This window comes from Streptomyces sp. SID14436 (genome assembly GCF_010548465.1).
GTDB lineage: Bacteria > Actinomycetota > Actinomycetes > Streptomycetales > Streptomycetaceae > Streptomyces.
In genome coordinates this window covers 1-20,590 of the sequence record NZ_JAAGMD010000261.1, presented here as the reverse complement: position 1 = coordinate 20,590, position 20,590 = coordinate 1, and the positions used below count along the sequence as shown (strand labels likewise).

Below are 20,590 nucleotides of genomic sequence, written 5' to 3'. Positions count from 1 at the left end.
GCGGATCCGGCAGGCCGCGCCGCTCGCCGCCGCCGGGTCGCTGGCGTACGCGCTGCTCGGCGACGCGGGCGGGGAGCCCAGCCGGCACGACGCGGCCCAGGTCGTCACCGTCGTGCTCGCCGCCTCCCTGCTGGGCAGCGTGCCGAACACCGCCCGCGGGCACGGGCCGGACGCCGACCAGCTGGCCCGCCGGGTGCTCGCCGTCGGCTTCGTCGCGGTGTGCTTCCAGCCCCTGTACAACCGGGGGGCGTTCGACGACTGGGGCGGGTCCGCCCACGCCCTGCTGCTGCTCGCCCTCATCTCCCTGACCACCCTCGGCGACGCCGTGCTGGCGGCCGCGATGGCCCGCTCCCGCACCGGGTGGCCCTTCCCGCCGCTGCTGCGGGACGAGCTGCGGGCCGTCCCCGGCATCGAGGCCGCCGTCATCGCGACCGGGGCGGTCATGGCGCTCGCGGTCGCGGTGGCGGGCCTGTGGGCGCTGCCCGTCCTCGCGGTCCCGCTGCTGCTCGCCCAGCTGTCCCACCGGCGGTACGCCGCTGTGCGGGCCACGTACCGGCAGACCATCGCCTCCCTGGCCCGGGCCACCGAGATCGCGGGCTGCACCCCGGCCGGACACGCCCGGCGGGTGGCGGCGCTCAGCCGTGCGGTGGGCCGGGACCTCGGCCTGACCGCACCCGAACTGACCCTTCTGGAGTACGCCGCGCTGATGCACGACATCGGCCAGCTGAGCCTCGTCGACCCGGTGCCGGCCGGTGCCACCTCCGCCCTGCCGGTCACCGAGCAGCGGCGGATCGCCCTGCTCGGCGGGGCCGTGGTGCGCCAGACCGGGGTGGACCCCGAGGTCGCCCGGATCGTGGAGCAGCAGTGCGACCCGCACCCCGGCCAGCCGCTCGCCGCGCGGATCGTCCGGGTGGTGAACGCGTACGAGGAGAAGTCCAGGGAAGGAGGCCCCGGCGGGCCGCTGACGGCACTGGAGGACCTGAGGTTCGGTACCGCGGGAGAGTACGCACCGGAGGTCGTCGCCGCCCTCGCCCGGGTGCTGGCGCGGAACACGGAGGTGGGGCGTGAACACGGGGACGGAGCGTGGTGAGGGCCACGGACGGGACTGTCTGACCCGGTACGGGGCTGGGTAACCCATGGGTAATGAGCGCCCTTCCGGCCGTACGTGGTTGGATGCGAAGAGGAGAGTGTCAGGGGGCGCGGAAAGGCACAGCCGGCCCACCGCACGGAACTGGCAGGCGGGAATCGTGAGGATCTTCGGCAAGGGACGGAACCGGCCATCCGCCTCCTGGCGGCAGGCCACGGACCGCGCGTTCACCCTCATCGGCGACGGCCGGTACGAGGACGCCGGCGCGCTGCTGACCCGCGCCGCCGACCTGGAACCCTGGCTGTCGGAGTCTTGGTTCAACCTCGCGCTGCTGCACAAGTTCCGGCACGACTGGGAGCAGGCGCGGGCCGCCGGGCTGCGAGCCGTCGCCCTGCTCGACCGGGACACCGGGGCGCCCGACTGGTGGAACGTCGGCATCGCCGCCACCGCCCTGCAGGACTGGCCGCTGGCGCGCCGGGCCTGGCAGGCCTACGGACTGAAGGTGCCCGGCTCGCCCACCGACTCCGGTGAACCGCTCGGCATGGACCTGGGCAGCGCCGCCGTGCGGCTGTCCCCGGAGGGCGAGGCCGAGGTGGTGTGGGGGCGCCGGCTGGACCCCGCCCGCATCGAGGTGCTGTCGATCCCGCTGCCGTCCTCCGGCCGCCGCTGGGGCGAGGTCGTCCTGCACGACGGTGTGCCGCACGGCGAGCGCAGCACGGCCGCCGGGCACACCTACCCGGTGTTCGACGAGATCGAGTTGTGGGCGCCGTCACCCGTGCCGACCTGGGTGGTCCTGCTGGAGGCCGAGACCGAGGCCGACCGGGACGCCCTGGAGGCGCTGGCCGCCGACGCCGGGTTCGCCGCCGAGGACTGGTCGTCGTCGGTGCGGCTGCTGTGCCGGATGTGCTCCGAGTCCCGGATGCCCTCCGACGAGGGCGAGGGCGAGCACCTCGACCCGCACGACCACAGCGAGCCGGGACACCCCGGCCCCCTGGGCCACCGCACCGACGGGCAGTTGTGGGTGCCCGAGCGGGAGTGCGGGGTGGCGGCGCCGGCGGCGCTGGTGCGCGGGCTGCTGGACGGGTGGGTCGCCGACAGCCCGGACTCCCGCGACTGGCGGGACCTCGAAGAGGTCTGCTGAGCACACCCCCGCCCCGCCCGGTCGGGCGGACCCCTGTTCCCCGCGCCCCCGGCGGGCGCGCTCCCCGTACCCTGTAGCAGCATCCCAGCCCGGATTTTTCAGGAAGGCACACGTCGGTCATGGCTCAGCAGGACACCGATCAGCAGCACGCGGGCGTGCTCCCCGTGGACGACGAGGGGTACGTCATCGACACGGAGGACTGCGAGGAGCGCGAGGCCGCCTACCGCGAGCGCGGCACCTCCCGCCCGATCACCGTGGTCGGCAACCCGGTCCTGCACAAGGAGTGCCGGGACGTCACGGAGTTCGACGACGCACTGCGGCAGCTGGTCGACGACATGTTCGCCAGCCAGCGCACCGCCGAGGGCGTGGGCCTGGCCGCCAACCAGATCGGCGTCGACCTCAAGGTCTTCGTCTACGACTGCCCGGACGACGAGGGCACCCGCCACGTCGGCGTGGTCTGCAACCCCAAGCTGGTCGAACTCCCCGCCGAGCGGCGGCGGCTGGACGACAGCAACGAGGGCTGCCTGTCGGTGCCCACCGCCTACGCGCCGCTGGCCCGCCCCGACTACGCCGAGGTGACCGGGCAGGACGAGCGGGGCAACCCGATCAAGGTCCGCGGCACCGGCTACTTCGCGCGCTGCCTGCAGCACGAGACCGACCACCTGTACGGCTACCTCTACATCGACCGGCTGTCCAAGCGGGAACGCAAGGACGCGCTGCGGCAGATGGCCGAGAACGAGCCCCGTTACCCCGTGGTCGCCAACGACTGACCTGGCGGGCCCGTCCGGCCCGCTGGTCCCGCCCGTCCCTTCCGCACGGCGCCCCGTCCCGGGTCACTCCGGGACCGGGCGCCGTTCGCGTCCCCAGCCGTTGCCCGCTGCCGCCGGTCCCTTACTGATCCAAATCAAGACACGCAAGAGGAGGTTCTCGGCATCCTGGGGTAGTGAATGAAGCAAATCCGTTCCCAGAACGGTCAGTTGTGGTGCTGAATAGAGGAGCGGGGAATGCACCGGCGCACGCCCGGCGGGGGACGGGTGTCCGCAACTGGCGGCTGAGAGGGGATTGTTCGTGCATGCTTTGTCACACGGCACCACATCGACACCGACCACCATCGCGGTTCCACCGGCGCTGTCTCTCCCGGTGATCGAGGAGGCGTTTCCCCGGCAACTCCACCCGTATTGGCCGAAGCTCCAGGAGAACACCCGTGCGTGGCTGCTCGAAAAGCGGCTCATGCCGGCGGACAAGGTGGCGGAATATGCCGACGGCCTGTGCTACACGGACCTCATGGCGGGCTACTACATCGGCGCCCCCGACGAGGTCATGCAGGCGATAGCGGACTACAGCGCCTGGTTCTTCGTCTGGGACGACCGGCACGACCGCGACATCGTCCACGGGCGCCCCGCCGCCTGGCGGCGGCTCAAGGACACGCTGCACACCGCCCTCGACCGACCCGGGGACCACCTGCGTCACGGCGATCCCCTGGTGGCCGGGCTCGCGGACAGCGTGGAGCGGCTGTACTCGTTCCTGGACGCATCGTGGAACGCCCGGTTCGCCCGGCACTTCCACACCGTGATCGAGGCGTACGACCGGGAATTCCACAACCGGACCGAAGGCATCGTCCCGGGTGTGGAGGAATACCTGGAACTGCGCCGCCTCACCTTCGCGCACTGGATCTGGACCGATCTCCTGGAACCCAGCGCCGGGCTCGAACTCCCGGAAACCGTACGGCACCACCCGGCCTACCGGAAAGCGGCACTGCTCAGTCAGGAATTCGCCGCCTGGTACAACGACCTCTGCTCATTGCCGAAGGAATTGGCGGGCAATGAGGTCCACAATCTCGGAATCAGTCTCGTCACCCACGAGGGCATGACGCTCGAAGAAGCGGTCGTCGATCTCAGGCGTCGCGTCGAGGAATGCATCACGGGATTCCTGGAGGCGGAGAGAGAGGCTTTACGGTTCGCCGACGGTCTCGACGACGGAACCGTGGGCGGAAAGGAACTGGGCGGCGCCGTGCGCGCCTGCATCGCAAACATGCGGAACTGGTTCAGCTCCGTCTACTGGTTCCACCACGAGTCCGGCCGGTACCGGGTCGACAGCTGGGACGACCGGTCGACGCCCCCGTACGTCAACAACGAAGCGGCAGGTGAGAAATGACCGTCGAGTCGGTGAAACCCGAAGCAACTGCCCCGGCCGGTCTGCGGGTGCCCCCCGTGGCGGGCGGCGGCGTACCGGGCCTCGGCCACGGCTGGAAGCTGGTCCGGGACCCGCTGGCCTTCATGGCGCAGCTGCGCGACCACGGCGACGTCGTGCGCCTCAAACTGGGGCCCAAGACCGTCTACGCCGTCACCACGCCGGCCCTCACGGGGGCGCTGGCGCTCAGCCCGGACTACATCATCTCCGGCCCGCTGTGGGAGTCCCTGGAGGGGCTGCTCGGCAAGGAGGGCGTGGCCACCGCCAACGGCCCGCTGCACCGCCGCCAGCGGCGCACCATCCAGCCCGCCTTCAAGCTGGACGCCATCCCCGCCTACGGGCCGATCATGGAGGAGGAGGCGCACGCCCTGGCCGAACGGTGGGCGTCGGGCCGCACGATCGACGCCACCTCCGAGTCGTTCCGGATCGCCGTGCGCGTCGCGGCCCGCTGCCTGCTGCGCGGGCAGTTCATGGACGAGCGGGCGGAGCGGCTGTGCGTCGCCCTGGCGACCGTCTTCCGCGGCATGTACCGGCGCATGGTGGTGCCGCTCGGCCGGCTGTACCGGCTGCCGTTGCCGGCCAACCGCGAATTCAACCGGGCCCTGGCCGATTTGCATCTCCTGGTCGACGAGATCGTCGCCGAACGCCGTGCATCCGGTCAAAAGCCGGACGATTTGCTGACGGCATTGCTGGACGCGAAGGACGACAATGGCGACCCCATCGGGGAACAGGAGATCCACGACCAGGTCGTGGCGATACTGACCCCGGGCAGTGAAACGATCGCCTCCACGATCATGTGGCTGCTGGAGTTGCTCGCCGAGCACCCGGAGCAAGGGGACAGGGTCCGCGACGAAGTCCTCTCCGTCACGGGTGGGCGCCCGGTGGCATTCGAGGACGTCCGCAAGCTCACGCACACCGGCAATGTCGTCGTCGAGGCGATGCGTTTGCGCCCGGCCGTCTGGATTCTGACCCGGCGTGCGGTCACCGACACGGAACTCGGTGGCTATCACATTCCGGCCGGGGCGGACATCATCTACAGTCCGTACGCGATCCAACGCGATCCGAAATCGTACGAGCGTCACCTGGAGTTCGATCCCGACCGGTGGCTTCCGGAACGTTCGAAGGACGTGCCGAAATATGCCATGCGGCCGTTCAGTGTGGGCAACCGCAAGTGCCCGAGCGACCACTTCTCCATGGCCATGCTGACGCTGATCACGGCGGCGCTGGCCACCCGGTTCCGCTTCGAGCAGACCGGCGGGTCCGATCCCGCCACCCGGGTCGGCATCACGCTGCGCCCGAACCGACTGCTGCTGCGGCCGGTCGAGCGCTGAGTCACGTCCTCCGGTGGGCGTTCAGGCGGCCTGCGGGCCCCGGAACGTCCGCCGGTAGGCGTTCGGCGTGGTGCCCACGGCCCGCACGAAGTGGTGGCGCAGCGCGGCGGCGGTGCCGAACCCGGTGCGGCCGGCGATCGCGTCCACCGTCTCGTCGGTCCCCTCCAGCAGGCGCTGCGCGAGCAGCACCCGCTGGCCCAGGATCCAGCGGTAGGGCGTGGTGCCGGTCTCCTGCTGGAACCTGCGGGCGAAGGTCCGGGGCGACATCAGCGCACGTGCCGCGAGCTGTTCGACGCTGACCTCCTCGTCGAGGTGCTGCTGCATCCACACCAGCACCTCGGAGACGGTGTCGCCCCCCGGGCGCGGCAGGGGGTGCTCGATGTACTGGGCCTGGCCGCCCTCGCGGTGCGGCGGGACGACCATGCGCCGGGCGATCCGGTTGGCGACCTCCGAGCCGTGCTCCTTGCGCACCAGGTGCAGGCAGGCGTCGATGCCGGCGGCCGTTCCGGCGGAGGTGATCACCGGGTCCTCGTCGACGTAGAGCACGTCCGGCTCCACCGTCAGGTGCGGGTACTGCCGCTTCAGCTCCTCGGCGTGGCGCCAGTGGACCGCGGCGCGGCGGCCGTCGAGGAGTCCGGCCGCGGCGAGGACGAACACCCCGGAGCAGACGCTGGCCACCCGGGCGCCCCGGGCGACCCCGCGGCGCAGGGCGTCCAGCAGGTCGGGCGGGAAGGGGCGCGAGTCGAATCCCCGTCCGGCGGGGACGGCGATGAGGTCGGCGCTCTCCAGGCGTTCCAGGCCGTGCTCGACCTGGAGCGTGAAGCCCGATTCGGTGCGCACGGCCGGGCCCTCGGCGGAGGCGACGGCGAAGTCGTAGCCGGGCAGGCCGTCGTCGGTCCGGTCGGTGCCGAACACCTCGCAGACGACCCCGAGTTCGAAGGGGTTGACGCCGTCGAGCAGGACGACGGCCACATCGCGGAGCATGACCCCAGTCTGCCTCGCCTCTGGCAGTAAATCGAGGGTGCGCGGCAGTCCTGCCACTGTCGGTAAGGAGCATTCGACGTAACACTGATGTCTATGGATACGACACAGACGCAAGCACTGATCGGAATGCTCTTCGTTCTCGGACTGTTCGCGCTGATGATCCTGCCCGCCGTGGTCGGCATCGTGCGCGACCGGCGGATCGACCGCCAGCTCCGGCAGGCCGAGACCCGGCCCCTGCCCCGCCGTACCGCCGGACTGCGGGCCGTGCCCTCGGACCCGGCCGGCCCGGCGCGGAGCGCCGACCCGCACCACACCGCCCGGGCGGCGTGAGGCGGGGCGGCACCCCCGCGGGTGCCGGACCGGACGGACCTCGGGCCCCGGCCCGGCGGTCGCTGTCCCCTAGAAGTCCTCGTCCAGGTCGACCGTGCCTTCCACGGCGACCTGGTACGCGGACGGACGGCGCTCGAAGAAGTTGGTCAGCTCCTGGACGCCCTGGAGCTCCATGAAGGAGAACGGGTTCTCCGAGCCGTACACCGGCGCGAAGCCCAGCCGGGTCAGCCGCTGGTCGGCGACGCACTCCAGGTACTGCCGCATCGACTCGGTGTTCATCCCCGGCAGGCCGTCACCGCACAGGTCGCGCGCGAACTGCAGCTCCGCCTCGACCGCCTCCCGCAGCATGTCGGTCACCTGCTGCCCCAGCTGCTCGTCGAACAGCTCCGGCTCCTCCTTGCGCACGGTGTCGACCACGTCGAAGGCGAAGGACATGTGCATCGTCTCGTCGCGGAACACCCAGTTGGTCCCGGTCGCCAGGCCGTGCAGCAGGCCGCGGCTGCGGAACCAGTACACGTAGGCGAAGGCGCCGTAGAAGAACAGGCCCTCGATGCAGGCCGCGAAGCAGATCAGGTTGAGCAGGAACCGGCGGCGGTCCGCACGGCTCTCCAGCCGGTCCAGCTTCTCCACGGAGTCCATCCACCGGAAGCAGAACGCGGCCTTCTCCCGGATGGACGGGATGTTCTCCACCGCGGCGAAGGCGGCCGCCCGGTCCTCCGGGTCCGGCAGGTACGTGTCCAGCAGCGTCAGATAGAACTGGACGTGCACCGCCTCCTCGAACAGCTGCCGGGACAGGTACAGCCGGGCCTCGGGGGAGTTGATGTGCTTGTAGAGCGTCAGCACCAGGTTGTTCGCGACGATCGAGTCACCGGTGGCGAAGAACGCCACCAGCCGGCCGATGAGGTGCTGCTCGGACGGGCTGAGCTTCGCCAGGTCCGCCACGTCGGAGTGGAGGTCGACCTCCTCCACGTGCCAGGTGTTCTTGATGGCGTCCCGGTAGCGCTCGTAGAAGTCGGGGTAGCGCATGGGCCGCAGCGTCAGTTCGAAGCCCGGGTCGAGCAGGTTCTGGGTACGGGTGGGGCTGGACATCACTGGCAGGCCTCGCAGGACTCGGGGTTTTCCAGGGAGCAGGCGACGGCCTCGTCGGGGGCCGCCTGCGGGACGGGGACGGCCGCCGGGCTCTGGGCCCGTGCGGCGCGGGCGATCCGGGTCGCGGGGCGCGACCGCAGGTAGTACGTGGTCTTCAGGCCCTGCTTCCAGGCGTACACGTACATCGACGACAGCTTGCCGATGGTCGGCGTCTCCAGGAACAGGTTCAGCGACTGCGACTGGTCCAGGAACGGGGTGCGCGCGGCGGCCATGTCGATCAGTCCGCGCTGCGGGATCTCCCACGCCGTGCGGTAGAGCCGGCGCACCTCCTCGGGGATCCAGGCGAAGCCCTGCACCGAGCCGCCCGCCTCGCGCAGGGCCTCACGCGTGCGCGCGTCCCACACGCCGAGCCGCTTCAGGTCGTCCACCAGGTAGGAGTTGACCTGCAGGAACTCGCCCGACAGAGTCTCGCGCTTGAACAGGTTCGACACCTGCGGCTCGACGCACTCGTAGACGCCCGCGATCGAGGCGATGGTGGCCGTCGGCGCGATCGCCAGCAGCAGCGCGTTGCGCATCCCGGTGCGCGCGATCCGCTCCCGCAGCGCCGACCACCGCTCCGGCCACGCCAGGTCCGTCGCGTAGTGGTCGGGGTGCAGCACGCCCCGGGCGGTCCGGGTGTGCTCCCAGGCCGGCAGCGGGCCGTTGCGCTCCGCGAGGTCCGCGGACGTCTCGTACGCGGCCAGCATGATCCGCTCGGCGATCCGGGTGGACAGCGCCCGCGCCTCGGGGGAGTCGAAGGGCAGCCGGAGCTGGAAGAACACGTCCTGGAGGCCCATCGCGCCCAGGCCGACCGGGCGCCAACGGGCGTTGGAGCGCTCCGCCTGTTCCGTCGGGTAGAAGTTGATGTCCACCACCCGGTCGAGGAACGTGACGGCGGTGCGGACGGTCGCGTCCAGCCGCTCCCAGTCCAGGTCGCCCGCCTCCGGGTCCACGAACGCGCCCAGGTTGACCGACCCCAGGTTGCAGACCGCCGTCTCCCCGTCGTCGGTGACCTCCAGGATCTCCGTGCACAGGTTGGACGAGTGGATGACGTGACCCGGCGTGGCCGTCTGGTTGGCGGTGCGGTTGGCGGCGTCCTTGAAGGTCATCCAGCCGTTGCCGGTCTGCGCCAGGGTGCGCATCATCCGGCCGTACAGCTCCCGCGCGGGCAGTGTCCTGCGGGCCAGGCCCTTCGCCTCGGCCGCCCGGTAGGCGGCGTCGAACTCCTCGCCCCACAGGTCCACCAGCTCCGGCACGTCCGCCGGGGAGAACAGCGACCACGGGGCGTCGGCGTCCACCCGGCGCATGAACTCGTCCGGCACCCAGTGCGCCAGGTTCAGGTTGTGCGTACGGCGGGCGTCCTCGCCGGTGTTGTCGCGCAGCTCCAGGAACTCCTCGATGTCCGCGTGCCAGGTCTCCAGGTAGACCGCCGCCGCGCCCTTGCGCCGCCCGCCCTGGTTGACCGCGGCGACCGAGGCGTCCAGCGTCTTCAGGAACGGGACGATGCCGTTGGAGTGCCCGTTGGTGCCGCGGATCAGCGAACCCCGGGCGCGGATGCGGGAGTAGGCCAGGCCGATGCCGCCCGCGTGCTTGGAGAGGCGGGCCACCTGGTGGTAGCGCTCGTAGATCGAGTCCAGCTCGTCCCGCGGGGAGTCCAGCAGGTAGCAGGACGACATCTGCGGGTGCCGCGTACCGGAGTTGAAGAGGGTGGGGGAGGACGGCAGGTAGTCCAGGCGGCTCATCAGCCCGTACAGCGCGGCCACTTCGTCCACCGACCGGGTGCTGTCGTCCTCGGCGAGCCCGGAGGCGACGCGCAGCAGGAAGTGCTGCGGAGTCTCGACGGCCTTGCGGGTGATCGGGTGCCGCAGCAGGTAGCGGCTGTGCAGGGTGCGCAGCCCGAAGTACCCGAAGCGGTCGTCGGCCGCGGTGTCGACCAGGGCGTCCAGCCGGTCCCCGTGCCGCCGCACGAACGCGGCCGTGCGGTCGGCGACGAGGCCCTCGCGGTGACCGGTGGCCACGGACGAGGTGAAGGAGGTGACGCCCTGCGAGGCGGCCTCCTCGCGGATGGCGAGGGTCAGCAGCCGGGCGGCGAGACGGGAGTAGGCGGGGTCCTCGGAGATGAGCCCGGCCGCGGCCTCGGTGGCCAGCTCCCGCAGCTCCGCCTCGTCCGCCCGCGCGGACCGGCCGCGCAGGGCGGCGGCGGCCACCCGGCCGGGGTCGGCGTCGGGGAGGTCGGCGGTCAGCACGGTCAGGGTGCGCAGCAGCGCCGCACCCGGGCCGTCGCCCTCCGGGGGTACGTCACTGGCTGAGACCGGATCCGCTGGCGCGATGGTCACGTGGGGCTCTCCCTCGCTCGGCACGGGGCCTCGTCGAGGGCAGGGGGCAGCACGGGACGCGCACGGCGTCGTGCGTCCACCGGCCCATTCCGCGAGGCCCGGACGTCGGAGCACCCGGGCCGGACGGCCGGGCGCACTGTCGGCAGGTCCTCGGACTGAAGCCCGTGCGCGGGCGCGGGGAAAGCCGCGAACACGCACAAGTACACCGTTGCGGGACAGTTCCGGATTCGCACCGGATTCCCCTGCGGCGACAGCGAGCATGAGCATACATCTTGTGCCGGGCGTTGCGGACAGCCCCATATCTTGTGGCGCGCCCGGTGCCGGAGCGCCGGTGTCAGAGCGTCAGCTCGTAGGACAGCAGCTTCAGGTCGTCCAGGTGCGGGACCGGGTTCCAGTCGCGGTGCGGGGCGCGGACGAAGCCCAGTCGCCCGTAGATCCGGTGCGCCGCGTGCATGCTCGGCTGGGTCGACAGCACGACCCGCACGCAGCCGTCCACGGCCCGCGCCCGGTCCACACACGCCCGCACCAGGGCCTCGCCGGTGCCCCGCCCCCGGGCGGCCCGGTCGACCGCCAGCATCCTGATCTCCGCCTCGCCGGGTCCGGCCAGGTCCGCCATCGGCCCGCCGTGCGGCACGAACGTCACCCCGCCCAGCACCCGGCCGCCGGGCGGCGGTTCACCCTCCACTGCGACCAGCACCTCGGCGGCCGCGGCCCGCTTCGCGACGTCCCGCAGTTCGCCCAGGTACGGGTCGCTGTCCCCGAAGTCGAGGAGCCCGTCGTCGAGATAGGCGCGGGCGGTGATCGTGCCGAGCGTCGCGTACTCGGCGGGCCGGGCGTGGCGGATGGTGATGTCCATGGGGCGAGTCTGCCCCCGGCACGGGTCGGCGGGCCGCCGGTTTTCCACCGTCGGCCCGCCGTCCCTCGCCCCCTGGGGGTGTCAGTGCGCGCTGCCCGCCGTCGCCGGCGGGAGCTCCACCTGCACGCCCGGGTCGCCCGCGTCCGCCGTGTAGTCCTGCGGCTGCGTCTCGTCGATGCCCTCGGGCGCCTTGACGGCCCGCAGCACGAATGTCAGCACCACGGTCACCAGCACGTTGATCACGAACGCGGTGAGACCGATGTAGCCGATCTCGCCGATGCCCGGGATCTCCTTCGCCGAGCCGCCGAAGTGCTTCTGCGTCGGCGACGCCACCCCGTACGCGGCGACCGTCCCGTAGACCATGCCGACCGCCCAGCCGCCGAGCAGCGCCCAGCGGTGGAACCAGCGGGTGAACAGGCCGCCCACCAGAGCCGGGAAGGTCTGCAGGATCCAGATGCCGCCGAGCAGCTGGAAGTTGATCGCCACGGTCTTGTCCATGGTCAGGACGAAGGCCAGCGCACCCACCTTCACCAGCAGCGACACGATCTTGGAGACCTTGGTCTCCTGCGCCGGTGTCGCGTCCGGCCGGATGAAGTCCTTGTAGATGTTGCGGGTGAACAGGTTCGCCGCCGCGATCGACATGATCGCCGCCGGCACCAGCGCCCCGATGCCGATGGCCGCGAAGGCCACCCCCGCGAACCAGTCCGGGAACATGTCCTCGAACAGCTGCGGGATGGCGAGCTGGCCGTTCTGCACGGACACGCCCGCGGCGATCGCCATGAAGCCGAGCAGCGCGAGCAGCCCCAGCATGAGCGAGTACAGCGGCAGGATCGTGGTGTTGCGGCGGATCACCTCACGGCTGCGCGAGGACAGCGTCGCCGTGATCGAGTGCGGGTACATGAACAGGGCGAGCGCCGAACCCAGCGCCAGCGTCGCGTACGTCCACTGACCCGCGTCCCCGGGCACCAGCGCCCCGCGCGGGGCCCCCGTCGCCGGGTTCGTCTCGTCGAAGGCCGCGCCCGCCTTGGCGAAGATCTCGTCGAAGCCGCCCAGCTTGATCGGGATGTAGATGATCGCCACCGCGATGACGAGGTAGATCAGCGTGTCCTTCACGAACGCGATCAGCGCGGGCGCCCGCAGCCCCGACGAGTACGTGTACGCCGCCAGGACACCGAACGCGATCAGCAACGGCAGGTCCTTGACGAACCAGTTGGTGTGCTCGCCGCCGCCGATGCCCATCACGTCGAGGACGGCCTGGATGCCCACCAGCTGGAGCGCGATGTAGGGCATCGTCGCCAGGATGCCGGTCACGGCGACCGCCAGCGACAGCCCCTTCGAGCCGAACCGGCCGCGCACGAAGTCCGACGTCGTCACATAGCCGTGCTTGTGCGACACCGACCACAGCCGGGGCAGGAAGGTGAAGATCAGCGGGTACACCAGGATCGTGTACGGCACCGCGAAGAAGCCCGCCGCGCCGGCCGCGTAGATCGCCGCGGGCACGGCCACGAACGTGTACGCGGTGTACAGGTCGCCGCCGAGCAGGAACCAGGTCACCCAGGTGCCGAACGACCGGCCGCCCAGGCCCCACTCGTCGAGGTTGTCCGCGTTCTCGGCCTTGCGCCAGCGCGCGGCCAGGAAGCCCATGGCCGTGACCAGGACGAAGAAGAAGATGAAGACGGCGAGCGCCACGCCGTTCACGCCGTCGTTCACTGCTGCGCACCGCCCCTCTGGGCGCGGCGGGCGCGCTGGTCACGCTTCCACAGCTGGTACGCGGTCATCGTCAGCGCCGTGGAGATGACCACCCACAGCATCTGGTACCAGTAGAAGAACGGGATGCCGATGAACACGGGATCGGTCTTCGCGTACGACCCGACCCACAGCATGGCCACGAACGGTGCGCTGAGGCAGAGGGCGATGACGACGCGGACGGGCGTCACCACGGGCTCCGCGGGTGGTTCTTCCGGTGCTTTCGACATCGGGCAGTTCCGTCCCCTCACTGATCTCCGGCGTGATGCGCAGGAAATCTAGGGGCGGGCGTAACGGAGCCGTAACCCCCGTCCGGACAGCGGTATCCCAACGCCGCCCAAACGCAAGGCAACAGCAACGGAATCCCTGTCAACCACCCGATTCCGGCGGTTTCGTCCGTGACCTCGGCGAGGCTCCCCGGGGCCCGGCGGGGCTCACTCCTGGGGGCGCTTGAGCCGGGCCACGAACTTGTACCGGTCGCCCCGGTACACCGACCGCACCCACTCCACGGGCTGCCCGTCCCGGTCCCGCGAGTGCCGCGAGAGCATCAGCATCGGCAGGCCCACGTCGGTGCCCAGCAGACCGGCCTCGCGCGGGGTGGCGAGCGAGGTCTCGATGGTCTCCTCGGCCTCCGCGAGGTGGACGTCGTACACCTCGGCGAGGGCGGTGTACAGCGAGGTGTACTTGGCCAGGCTGCGGCGCAGCGCCGGGAAGCGCTTGGCGCTCAGGTGGGTGGTCTCGATGGCCATCGGCTCGCCGTTGGCCATCCGCAGCCGCTCGATGCGCAGCACCCGCCCGCCGGGCGTGATGTCGAGCAGCCCCGCGAGCCGGTCGTCGGCGGTGATGTAGCCGATGTCCAGCAGCTGGGAGGTCGGTTCCAGCCCCTGGGCGCGCATGTCCTCGGTGTAGGAGGTGAGCTGCAGCGCCTGCGAGACCTTGGGCTTGGCGACGAAGGTGCCCTTGCCCTGGATCCGCTCCAGCCGGCCCTCGACCACCAGCTCCTGGAGCGCCTGGCGCACGGTGGTGCGCGAGGTGTCGAACTCGGCGGCCAGGGTGCGCTCGGGCGGGACCGCGGTGCCGGGCGGCGCCGTCTCGGTCATGTCGAGCAGATGCTTCTTCAGCCGGTAGTACTTGGGCACGCGCGCCGTACGGACCGCAGTCCCACCCTCGTTCTCCGCACTGCTGACGTCGGTGCTCATGCTCTGCCTTCCCGGCTACCGGTGCCGAAGCGACCGACATCCCCGTCGGCCGCGGCTCACATCGTGGCACGGCTGGGGGCGGGGATGTGCCCCGCACGGTCCGTGATCCCCTCTGTATACCGCCGCGACGGGATGCTGGTCTAGGCCACCACGGGCCCGGCCGGGGCCCAGGCGGACCCCGGCCGGGCCGCCGTGCGCCCCGGTCCGGATCAGATGCCCTGCCAGTCCGGCTTGTTGGCGAAGGTGTGCCGGAAGTAGTCGGCGTGCTTCAGCCTGGCCGCGGCGGCCTCGTCGACGACCACCGTGGCGTGCGGGTGCAGCTGGAGCGCGGAGGCCGGGCAGACCGCCGCCAGCGGCCCTTCCACGGTCGCGGCGATCGCGTCCGCCTTGCCCTCGCCGGTGGCGAGCAGCACCAGGTGGCGGGCCTCCAGGATGGTGCCGATGCCCTGGGTGATGACGTGGTGCGGGACCTGTTCGACGTCCCCGTCGAAGAAACGCGCGTTGTCGGTGCGGGTCCGCTCGGTCAGCGTCTTGATCCGGGTGCGCGAGACGAGCGAGGAGCAGGGCTCGTTGAAACCGATGTGCCCGTCCGTCCCGATCCCCAGGAGCTGCAGGTCCACCCCGCCGGCCTCGGCCAGCTGCCGGTCGTATGCCTCGCAGGCGGCCTGCACGTCCTCGGCGGCGCCGTCCGGCCCCATGAAGGACTCCGCGGGGATGCCGAGCGGCTCCAGCACCTCGCGCCGCAGCACCGAGCGGTAGGACTCCGGGTGGTCGGCGGGCAGGCCCACGTACTCGTCCAGCTGGGCGACACGGGCCCGGGAGGTGTCCACGGCACCGGAGCGCACCTGCGCCGCCAGCGCCTGGTAGATGGGCAAGGGCGTCGAACCGGTGGCCACGCCGAGCAGGGCGTCCGGCTTGCGCCGGAGGAGCTGCGCCATGGCGTCGGCGATGAGCTCGCCACCGGCCTTGGCATCCGGAACGATGACAACTTCCACGCTGTGCCTGCCGATCTGTGAGAAGGACTCGACTGGTCGGGCCCCGGGGGTCTCGAAGGGCCGATCCCCACCGGTGGTTTAGACCAATTGGAACTTACCAGGGTACGACGTGAGCCCCCGCGGCGCTAACCGTTCCACGGCCCGGACCCCACCGGCCGGGCGGTCCGCCGGGAGGGCCGTACGGGTTAGGCTGCACGGTGGACGACCACGGGTCGCACGCGTTCGTCGCAGCCGCCCGGACGAACCCCCTCCCACGCATGGACACGGAGAGTGGTCCAGTCCACAATGGGCTGCACGGGTGATCGATCAAAGCGTTCGATCGCTGGACGATCCCTTGTCAGAACCCCCGCTCGTCGGGACGATCGGAAACACCACGAGCTCGCCCTCCCCGCACAGGAGGGCGGACCGAGGAACCGGAGCTCTCTGCCCTGACTGCCCCGGCTCCTCCCACGGCCGACCGGGACCGCACACCCCGCCGGCCGGTAGTGCTCCGGGCTGCGGTGCCGGGAGGGTTGAGGGTCCCTCCCAGGCGCCGCGGCCCGCGGGTGTCTCCGGGCCGGCCGCGCGCCCCCCGGTACGCTCGACCGGGTGCCCTCCATGAACGAACTCGTACGCCAGCACACCGACCTCGACGACACCGACCTCGAGTGGCTCCACCTGCTGGTGTCGGAGTGGCAGCTGCTCTCCGACCTCTCCTTCGCCGACCTCGTCCTGTGGGTCCCCACCCGTGACGGCACCCGCTACGTCTCCGTGGCGCAGATGCGGCCGAACACCGGACCCACCTCCTACCAGGACGACATGGTCGGCCACCTCGTGCCGCGCGGCCGCCGCCCGATGCTCGACGCGGCCCTGGACGAGGGGCGGATCGTGCGCGAGGGCGACCCGGAGTGGCGCGAGGAGGTCCCCGTCCGCGTCGAGTCGATCCCGGTGCGGCGCGAGGGCCGGGTCCTCGGCGTCATCGCGCGCAACACCAACCTGCTGACCGTGCGCACCCCCAGCCGGCTGGAGCTCACCTATCTGCAGAGCGCCTCCGACCTCGCCCAGATGATCGCGGCCGGCGCGTTCCCCTTCGCGAACCAGCAGGTCGACATGGACGCCTCGCCCCGGGTGGGCGACGGGCTGATCCGGCTCGACGCCGACGGCGTCGTCCAGTACGCCTCGCCGAACGCCCTCTCCGCCTACCACCGGCTGGGCCTGGCGGCCGACCTGGTCGGCCACCACCTCGGGCAGACCACCGCCGAACTGGCGCCTTCCCGCGGCCCCGTGGACGAGGCGCTGGCCAAGGTGGCCAGCGGCTGGGCGCCCCGCGAGTTCGAGATCGAGGCCAACGGCGTCATCCAGTTCCGGGCCATCCCGCTGAAGCCGAAGGGCACCCGCATCGGTTCGCTGGTGCTGCTCCGTGACGTCACCGAACTTCGCCGCCGCGAACGGGAATTGATCACCAAGGACGCCACCATCCGGGAGATCCACCACCGGGTGAAGAACAACCTGCAGACGGTGGCGGCCCTGCTGCGGCTCCAGGCGCGGCGGATCGGCTCCGAACGCGGCCGGGCGGCCCTGGAGGAGGCGGTCCGCCGGGTCGGCTCCATCGCCATCGTCCACGAGACGCTGTCCCAGAACCTGGACGAGCGTGTGGAGTTCGACGAGATCGCCGACCGGGTCCTGGCGATGGTGGCGGAGATCTCCCCGGGCAAGGTGTCCGGCCGGCGCACCGGCCGCTTCGGGATACTCGACGCCGAGGTCGCCACCCCGCTGTCGATGGTGCTGACCGAGATCCTGCAGAACGCCCTGGAGCACGGTTTCCGGGAGGGTGAGACCGGCACGGTGGAGGTGTCCGCGGTCCGCGGCGGCACCACCAAGGAGTCGCGCCTGCTGGTCACCGTCCAGGACGACGGGGTCGGCCTGCCCGAGGACTTCGACCCGCACACCGCGGGCAACCTGGGGCTGCAGATCGTGCGGACCCTGGTGGAGGGCGAGTTGGGCGGCACCTTCGACATGGTCCCGGGGCCGGGGCGGGGGACCAGGGTGATCCTCGACATCCCGGTGCGGGCGGACAAGTGACCGCGGGGGCGTAGGCGTAGGCGTAGCGGTGCCGGGGGCCGGCCGGGGCTGGGACGCCCGGGGACGGGGCGCGGGGTCGGGGCCCGGTGCCGGCGTCGGTGCCGGGGGAGTACAGCAAAGAGCCCCGGACCGCGATGCGGTCCGAGGCCAGTGCTCAACTGCGCGCTGCGGCTCGGGGGCGGGAGATGCGTACGCGCCGTACGCGCCGCCAAGCTCAGGCTGTCAGCAGGGGTGGTAGGTCAGGCGGAAGCCTGACGGGCCCGGTTGCGAGCGGCGCGGCGCTTCATCGCGCGGCGCTCGTCCTCGCTGAGTCCACCCCAGACGCCGGAGTCCTGACCGGACTCGAGCGCCCACTGCAGGCACTGCTCGATCACCGGGCAGCGGCGGCAGACGGCCTTGGCTTCCTCGATCTGCAGCAGCGCAGGACCGGTGTTGCCGATGGGGAAGAAGAGCTCGGGGTCTTCCTCGCGGCAAACGGCGTTGTGACGCCAGTCCATGGCTGCTACCTCTCCTTGGTATTACTGCGGGTTGCTTGTGAATGTGAACGCTTTCACGAATCCCTCAACAAGGGAAGGGCCGACCGCCAGGTTCCCTGGCGTAGGTCCTTGGTTTTGGAGAGGGGTTCCGGTGATCTGTGGAGGCCGGTGTTGCGGGCCGTCCCGATCGCCATGTAGAGACTCGCAAACCTCAGCGGCGGATACAACCCCTTCTGGAAAGTTTTTTTTGATTCTTCGGTGTCGACTAGGTCACAGCCGTACTTCCATGGGGTGGACCCTGGCCTAAACGTTCGAGTGAAAGGACTTTAGCCCCTTCTGCTCACACAATCACACGCAGTGCACGGCGAACGCCTGTGAACGTCACGCTGGTTCGCAGTCCCAGGTGGTCACCGTCCATCTGGAGGGGCAGTGGCACCTTCGAATGCAAGGTGAAGCGTGTCAGATCGTGCCGGGAGACCGCGTGCCTGCCCCGGGGTCCGCGCTCGGGGGACGAAGTGAGCAACTGGGTGCCATACCGGGCAACCGCGGCCGACGACAGCCGGTGCAGACCGAACAGGTCGAGCCCGTGGTCGAACGACGCCTTGGGGGAGGCGTAGATCGGGCGGTTGCCCAGGAACGTCCACGGCGACGTGTTCGAGACTATGGACAGCACCAGGTCGGTCACCGGATCCTCGCCGGGCTGCTCCAGGGTGATCATCCCGTGCCGCCGGTGCGGTTCCCCGAACAGCGCGCGCACCACCTGGCGCATGTACAGGGCGTGCGTGGACTTCCGGCCGCGCTCCCGGTGCTGCTCCACCCGCCCGACGACCCCGGCGTCGAAGCCGAGACCCGCGTTGAAGGTGAACCAGCGGGAGGGCACGCCCTCGTCCTCGGAGCCGGGCGTCCCGGAGGTCAGGCCCAGCCCGACGGTGCGCTCCCGGCCCTCGCGCAGCGCGTCCAGCAGGACGCCGGTGGCCTCCACCGGCTGGTTGGGCAGCCCCAGGGCGCGGGCGAAGACGTTGGTGGAGCCGCCGGGGACCACGGCGAGGCCGGGCAGGTGTTCCGGATCGGGGCCGGCGTGCAGCAGGCCGTTGACGACCTCGTTGACCGTGCCGTCCCCGCCGAGGGCGACCACCAGGTCCGTCTCGTTGCTCTCCGCCGCCTGCCGGCCCAGGTCGCGCGCGTGGCCGCGGTACTCGGTGGTGACGGCCTCCAGCTTCATCTCGCTGGCGAGCGCATGGATCAGCACATCGCGCGTACGCGCACTTGTGGTGGTTGCCGCCGGATTGACCACGAGAAGTGCACGCATGGGTTGCAGGGTACCTACCGGGCGGTACTCGGCCCAGGCCGAGGGGGAAATCGCCACGGCGGAGCGGAACCGGCCGAGGGCCGCACGGGCGGGGCGGGCCGCCCGCGGCCCGGCGCGTGCGGGCTACCCTGCAGGGGTGAGCAGTGAGCAGACCCCCGCCGCCCCCGCCGCCGCGGACACCGCCGGACCCCGTCCGCGCCGCCTGACGTACGCCGCGGTGCTCGTCGCCCTGGAGGGCGTCGGCCTGCTGGCGGGCGGGATCTGGATGGCCGTCCTCGCCGTCACCGGCGCACCCGACGACCGGCAGCAGGCCGTCACGGGCGGAGTGACGCTCGTCGTGCTCGCGCTGCTGCCGCTGTTCGCCGCACGCGGGCTCCTCGCCCGTCGCAGCTGGAGCCGGGGCCCGGCCGTCATCACCCAGCTCCTGGCGCTGCCGGTCGCCTACAACCTGCTGCAGGCCGACAGCGTGGCCATTCCCGCGGGGATCGCGCTGGCCGTCGTCGCCGTGGCCGCGCTGGTGCTGCTCGTCAACCCCGAGACGACCCGCGCCCTGGGCATCCGGGGGCCCGGCAACGCCGGGCAGTAGTCCTCCGGGCCCCGGGCCCGCTCACTCCTCGACGAGCAGCTTCTCCCGCAGCTGGGCCAGCGTGCGCGCCAGCAGCCGGGAGACGTGCATCTGCGAGATCCCGACCTCCTGCGCGATCTGCGACTGGGTCATGTTCCCGAAGAAGCGCAGCAGCAGGATCCGCTTCTCGCGCGGCGGCAGGTCCTCCAGCAGCGGCTTCAGCGACTCCCGGTACTCCACGCCCTCCAGCGCCTCGTCCTCGGCGCCCAGGGTGTCGGCGACCGCGGGGGACTCGTCGTCGGTGTCGGGGACGTCCAGGGACAGCGTGGAGTAGGCGTTGGCGGACTCCAGGCCCTCCAGCACCTCCTCCTCCGAGATCGCCAGCTTCTCGGCCAGTTCGTGCACGGTGGGGGAGCGGCCGTGCTGCTGCGACAGCTCGGCGGTGGCCGTCGTCAGCGCCAGGCGCAGCTCCTGCAGCCGGCGCGGCACCCGCACCGCCCAGCCCTTGTCGCGGAAGTGCCGCTTGATCTCGCCGACGACCGTCGGGGTCGCGTAGGTGGAGAACTCCACCCCGCGGTCCGGGTCGAAGCGGTCGACCGACTTGATCAGACCGATGGTGGCGACCTGGGTCAGGTCGTCCAGCGGCTCGCCGCGGTTGCGGAAGCGGCGCGCGAGGTGCTCGACGAGCGGCAGGTGCATCCGCACCAGCCGGTTGCGCAGTTCCGCGTACTCGGGACTGCCGTCCGGGAGCTCGCGCAGTTCGAGGAACAGCGCGCGCGCCCCGCTGCGGTCCAGCGGGTGGTGCTGGGCGCCGCGCGCGCTCTGGGCGCGCGGCGCCCCGTGCGCGGCCGGTGCG

The 20,590-nt window shown here is 71.4% G+C and carries 19 protein-coding genes and 1 riboswitch; of the genes, 8 read left to right on the top strand and 11 right to left on the bottom strand.

What is annotated here, in order from left to right:
* The 5 genes from G3I53_RS33220 to G3I53_RS09395 form a co-directional block, all read left to right on the top strand.
* Positions 1 to 1,090 (top strand): HD domain-containing protein (locus G3I53_RS33220; RefSeq protein ID WP_203616790.1); only part of this gene is annotated, 1,090 nt, incomplete at its 5' end.
* A 157-nt stretch (positions 1,091 to 1,247) separates the two neighbouring features.
* Positions 1,248 to 2,228 (top strand): hypothetical protein, encoded by a 981-nt coding sequence (locus tag G3I53_RS09410; RefSeq protein WP_164334060.1) that lies wholly within the window; start codon positions 1,248 to 1,250, stop codon positions 2,226 to 2,228.
* A gap of 119 nt (positions 2,229 to 2,347) precedes the next feature.
* A complete protein-coding gene (def, locus tag G3I53_RS09405) occupies positions 2,348 to 2,998 on the top strand; it encodes a peptide deformylase (protein ID WP_164334059.1) in 651 nt (216 codons plus the stop codon).
* A gap of 298 nt (positions 2,999 to 3,296) precedes the next feature.
* The gene (gene cyc1 / locus G3I53_RS09400) at positions 3,297 to 4,382 is read left to right on the top strand and encodes an epi-isozizaene synthase (protein ID WP_164334061.1); all 1,086 of its coding nucleotides are present in this window, start codon (positions 3,297 to 3,299) and stop codon (positions 4,380 to 4,382) included.
* Positions 4,379 to 5,749, top strand: a complete 1,371-nt coding sequence (locus G3I53_RS09395) for a cytochrome P450 (protein WP_164334058.1) — start codon at positions 4,379 to 4,381, stop codon at positions 5,747 to 5,749. The genes cyc1 and G3I53_RS09395 overlap by 4 nt, the downstream gene beginning before the upstream one ends.
* 21 nt (positions 5,750 to 5,770) lie before the next feature.
* On the opposite strand, the gene G3I53_RS09390 is transcribed toward G3I53_RS09395, so the two are convergent.
* Positions 5,771 to 6,733 carry a helix-turn-helix domain-containing protein gene (locus G3I53_RS09390; protein ID WP_164334057.1) on the bottom strand — a complete coding sequence of 321 codons (963 nt, stop codon included), beginning with the start codon at positions 6,731 to 6,733 and terminating at the stop codon, positions 5,771 to 5,773.
* Between the two features lie 93 nt (positions 6,734 to 6,826).
* Between G3I53_RS09390 and G3I53_RS09385 the strand changes: the two genes are divergently transcribed.
* Positions 6,827 to 7,063, top strand: coding sequence for a hypothetical protein (locus tag G3I53_RS09385; RefSeq protein WP_239063701.1), 237 nt, complete (start codon positions 6,827 to 6,829; stop codon positions 7,061 to 7,063).
* A gap of 69 nt (positions 7,064 to 7,132) precedes the next feature.
* Here G3I53_RS09385 and G3I53_RS09380 read toward each other — a convergent pair whose 3' ends face one another.
* The 7 genes from G3I53_RS09380 to nagB all read right to left on the bottom strand — a co-directional run bounded on the left by G3I53_RS09380 (position 7,133) and on the right by nagB (position 15,323).
* Positions 7,133 to 8,152 carry a ribonucleotide-diphosphate reductase subunit beta gene (locus G3I53_RS09380; RefSeq protein WP_164338886.1) on the bottom strand — a complete coding sequence of 340 codons (1,020 nt, stop codon included), beginning with the start codon at positions 8,150 to 8,152 and terminating at the stop codon, positions 7,133 to 7,135.
* Positions 8,152 to 10,527, bottom strand: coding sequence for a ribonucleoside-diphosphate reductase subunit alpha (locus G3I53_RS09375; RefSeq protein ID WP_164438217.1), 2,376 nt, complete (start codon positions 10,525 to 10,527; stop codon positions 8,152 to 8,154). Before G3I53_RS09375 ends, G3I53_RS09380 begins: the two co-directional genes overlap by 1 nt.
* 145 nt (positions 10,528 to 10,672) lie before the next feature.
* Positions 10,673 to 10,769: riboswitch (cobalamin riboswitch) on the bottom strand.
* A 92-nt stretch (positions 10,770 to 10,861) separates the two neighbouring features.
* Positions 10,862 to 11,383 carry a GNAT family N-acetyltransferase gene (locus G3I53_RS09370; RefSeq protein WP_164333875.1) on the bottom strand — a complete coding sequence of 174 codons (522 nt, stop codon included), beginning with the start codon at positions 11,381 to 11,383 and terminating at the stop codon, positions 10,862 to 10,864.
* Between the two features lie 81 nt (positions 11,384 to 11,464).
* On the bottom strand, positions 11,465 to 13,093 hold the full coding sequence (locus G3I53_RS09365; protein WP_164333874.1) for a sodium:solute symporter family protein: 1,629 nt from the start codon (positions 13,091 to 13,093) through the stop codon (positions 11,465 to 11,467).
* Positions 13,090 to 13,359 (bottom strand): DUF3311 domain-containing protein, encoded by a 270-nt coding sequence (locus G3I53_RS09360; RefSeq protein ID WP_164333873.1) that lies wholly within the window; start codon positions 13,357 to 13,359, stop codon positions 13,090 to 13,092. The genes G3I53_RS09365 and G3I53_RS09360 overlap by 4 nt, the downstream gene beginning before the upstream one ends.
* 204 nt (positions 13,360 to 13,563) lie before the next feature.
* Positions 13,564 to 14,328 carry a GntR family transcriptional regulator gene (locus tag G3I53_RS09355; RefSeq protein WP_164333872.1) on the bottom strand — a complete coding sequence of 255 codons (765 nt, stop codon included), beginning with the start codon at positions 14,326 to 14,328 and terminating at the stop codon, positions 13,564 to 13,566.
* Positions 14,329 to 14,537: 209 nt separating this feature from the next.
* Entirely contained in the window at positions 14,538 to 15,323 is a 786-nt protein-coding gene (gene nagB / locus G3I53_RS09350; protein WP_164333871.1) for a glucosamine-6-phosphate deaminase, read from the bottom strand.
* 597 nt (positions 15,324 to 15,920) lie between these two features.
* Between nagB and G3I53_RS09345 the strand changes: the two genes are divergently transcribed.
* Positions 15,921 to 17,384, top strand: coding sequence for a PAS domain-containing sensor histidine kinase (locus G3I53_RS09345; protein WP_164333876.1), 1,464 nt, complete (start codon positions 15,921 to 15,923; stop codon positions 17,382 to 17,384).
* Between the two features lie 239 nt (positions 17,385 to 17,623).
* Here the strand turns inward: G3I53_RS09345 and G3I53_RS09340 are convergent, their stop codons facing one another.
* Together G3I53_RS09340 and G3I53_RS09335 are read right to left on the bottom strand one after the other, a co-directional pair.
* The gene (locus G3I53_RS09340) at positions 17,624 to 17,881 is read right to left on the bottom strand and encodes a WhiB family transcriptional regulator (protein ID WP_003992873.1); all 258 of its coding nucleotides are present in this window, start codon (positions 17,879 to 17,881) and stop codon (positions 17,624 to 17,626) included.
* A gap of 319 nt (positions 17,882 to 18,200) precedes the next feature.
* Positions 18,201 to 19,169, bottom strand: coding sequence for a diacylglycerol kinase family protein (locus G3I53_RS09335; protein ID WP_164333870.1), 969 nt, complete (start codon positions 19,167 to 19,169; stop codon positions 18,201 to 18,203).
* Positions 19,170 to 19,305: 136 nt separating this feature from the next.
* Between G3I53_RS09335 and G3I53_RS09330 the strand changes: the two genes are divergently transcribed.
* Positions 19,306 to 19,755, top strand: coding sequence for a hypothetical protein (locus G3I53_RS09330; RefSeq protein ID WP_164333869.1), 450 nt, complete (start codon positions 19,306 to 19,308; stop codon positions 19,753 to 19,755).
* Between the two features lie 21 nt (positions 19,756 to 19,776).
* On the opposite strand, the gene G3I53_RS09325 is transcribed toward G3I53_RS09330, so the two are convergent.
* Positions 19,777 to 20,590 (bottom strand): RNA polymerase sigma factor SigF (locus G3I53_RS09325; protein WP_164438216.1); only part of this gene is annotated, 814 nt, incomplete at its 5' end.

What these genes read in the sequence shown, in the direction of transcription:
- def (WP_164334059.1), top strand. Translation starts at nt 2,348, where the DNA reads ATGGCTCAGCAGGACACCGATCAGCAGCACGCGGGCGTGCTCCCCGTG.
- G3I53_RS09395 (WP_164334058.1), top strand. Translation starts at nt 4,379, where the DNA reads ATGACCGTCGAGTCGGTGAAACCCGAAGCAACTGCCCCGGCCGGTCTG.
- G3I53_RS09390 (WP_164334057.1), bottom strand. Translation starts at nt 6,733, where the DNA reads ATGCTCCGCGATGTGGCCGTCGTCCTGCTCGACGGCGTCAACCCCTTC.
- G3I53_RS09385 (WP_239063701.1), top strand. Translation starts at nt 6,827, where the DNA reads ATGGATACGACACAGACGCAAGCACTGATCGGAATGCTCTTCGTTCTC.
- G3I53_RS09380 (WP_164338886.1), bottom strand. Translation starts at nt 8,152, where the DNA reads ATGTCCAGCCCCACCCGTACCCAGAACCTGCTCGACCCGGGCTTCGAA.
- G3I53_RS09370 (WP_164333875.1), bottom strand. Translation starts at nt 11,383, where the DNA reads ATGGACATCACCATCCGCCACGCCCGGCCCGCCGAGTACGCGACGCTC.
- G3I53_RS09360 (WP_164333873.1), bottom strand. Translation starts at nt 13,359, where the DNA reads ATGTCGAAAGCACCGGAAGAACCACCCGCGGAGCCCGTGGTGACGCCC.
- G3I53_RS09355 (WP_164333872.1), bottom strand. Translation starts at nt 14,328, where the DNA reads ATGAGCACCGACGTCAGCAGTGCGGAGAACGAGGGTGGGACTGCGGTC.
- G3I53_RS09345 (WP_164333876.1), top strand. Translation starts at nt 15,921, where the DNA reads ATGAACGAACTCGTACGCCAGCACACCGACCTCGACGACACCGACCTC.
- G3I53_RS09340 (WP_003992873.1), bottom strand. Translation starts at nt 17,881, where the DNA reads ATGGACTGGCGTCACAACGCCGTTTGCCGCGAGGAAGACCCCGAGCTC.
- G3I53_RS09335 (WP_164333870.1), bottom strand. Translation starts at nt 19,169, where the DNA reads ATGCGTGCACTTCTCGTGGTCAATCCGGCGGCAACCACCACAAGTGCG.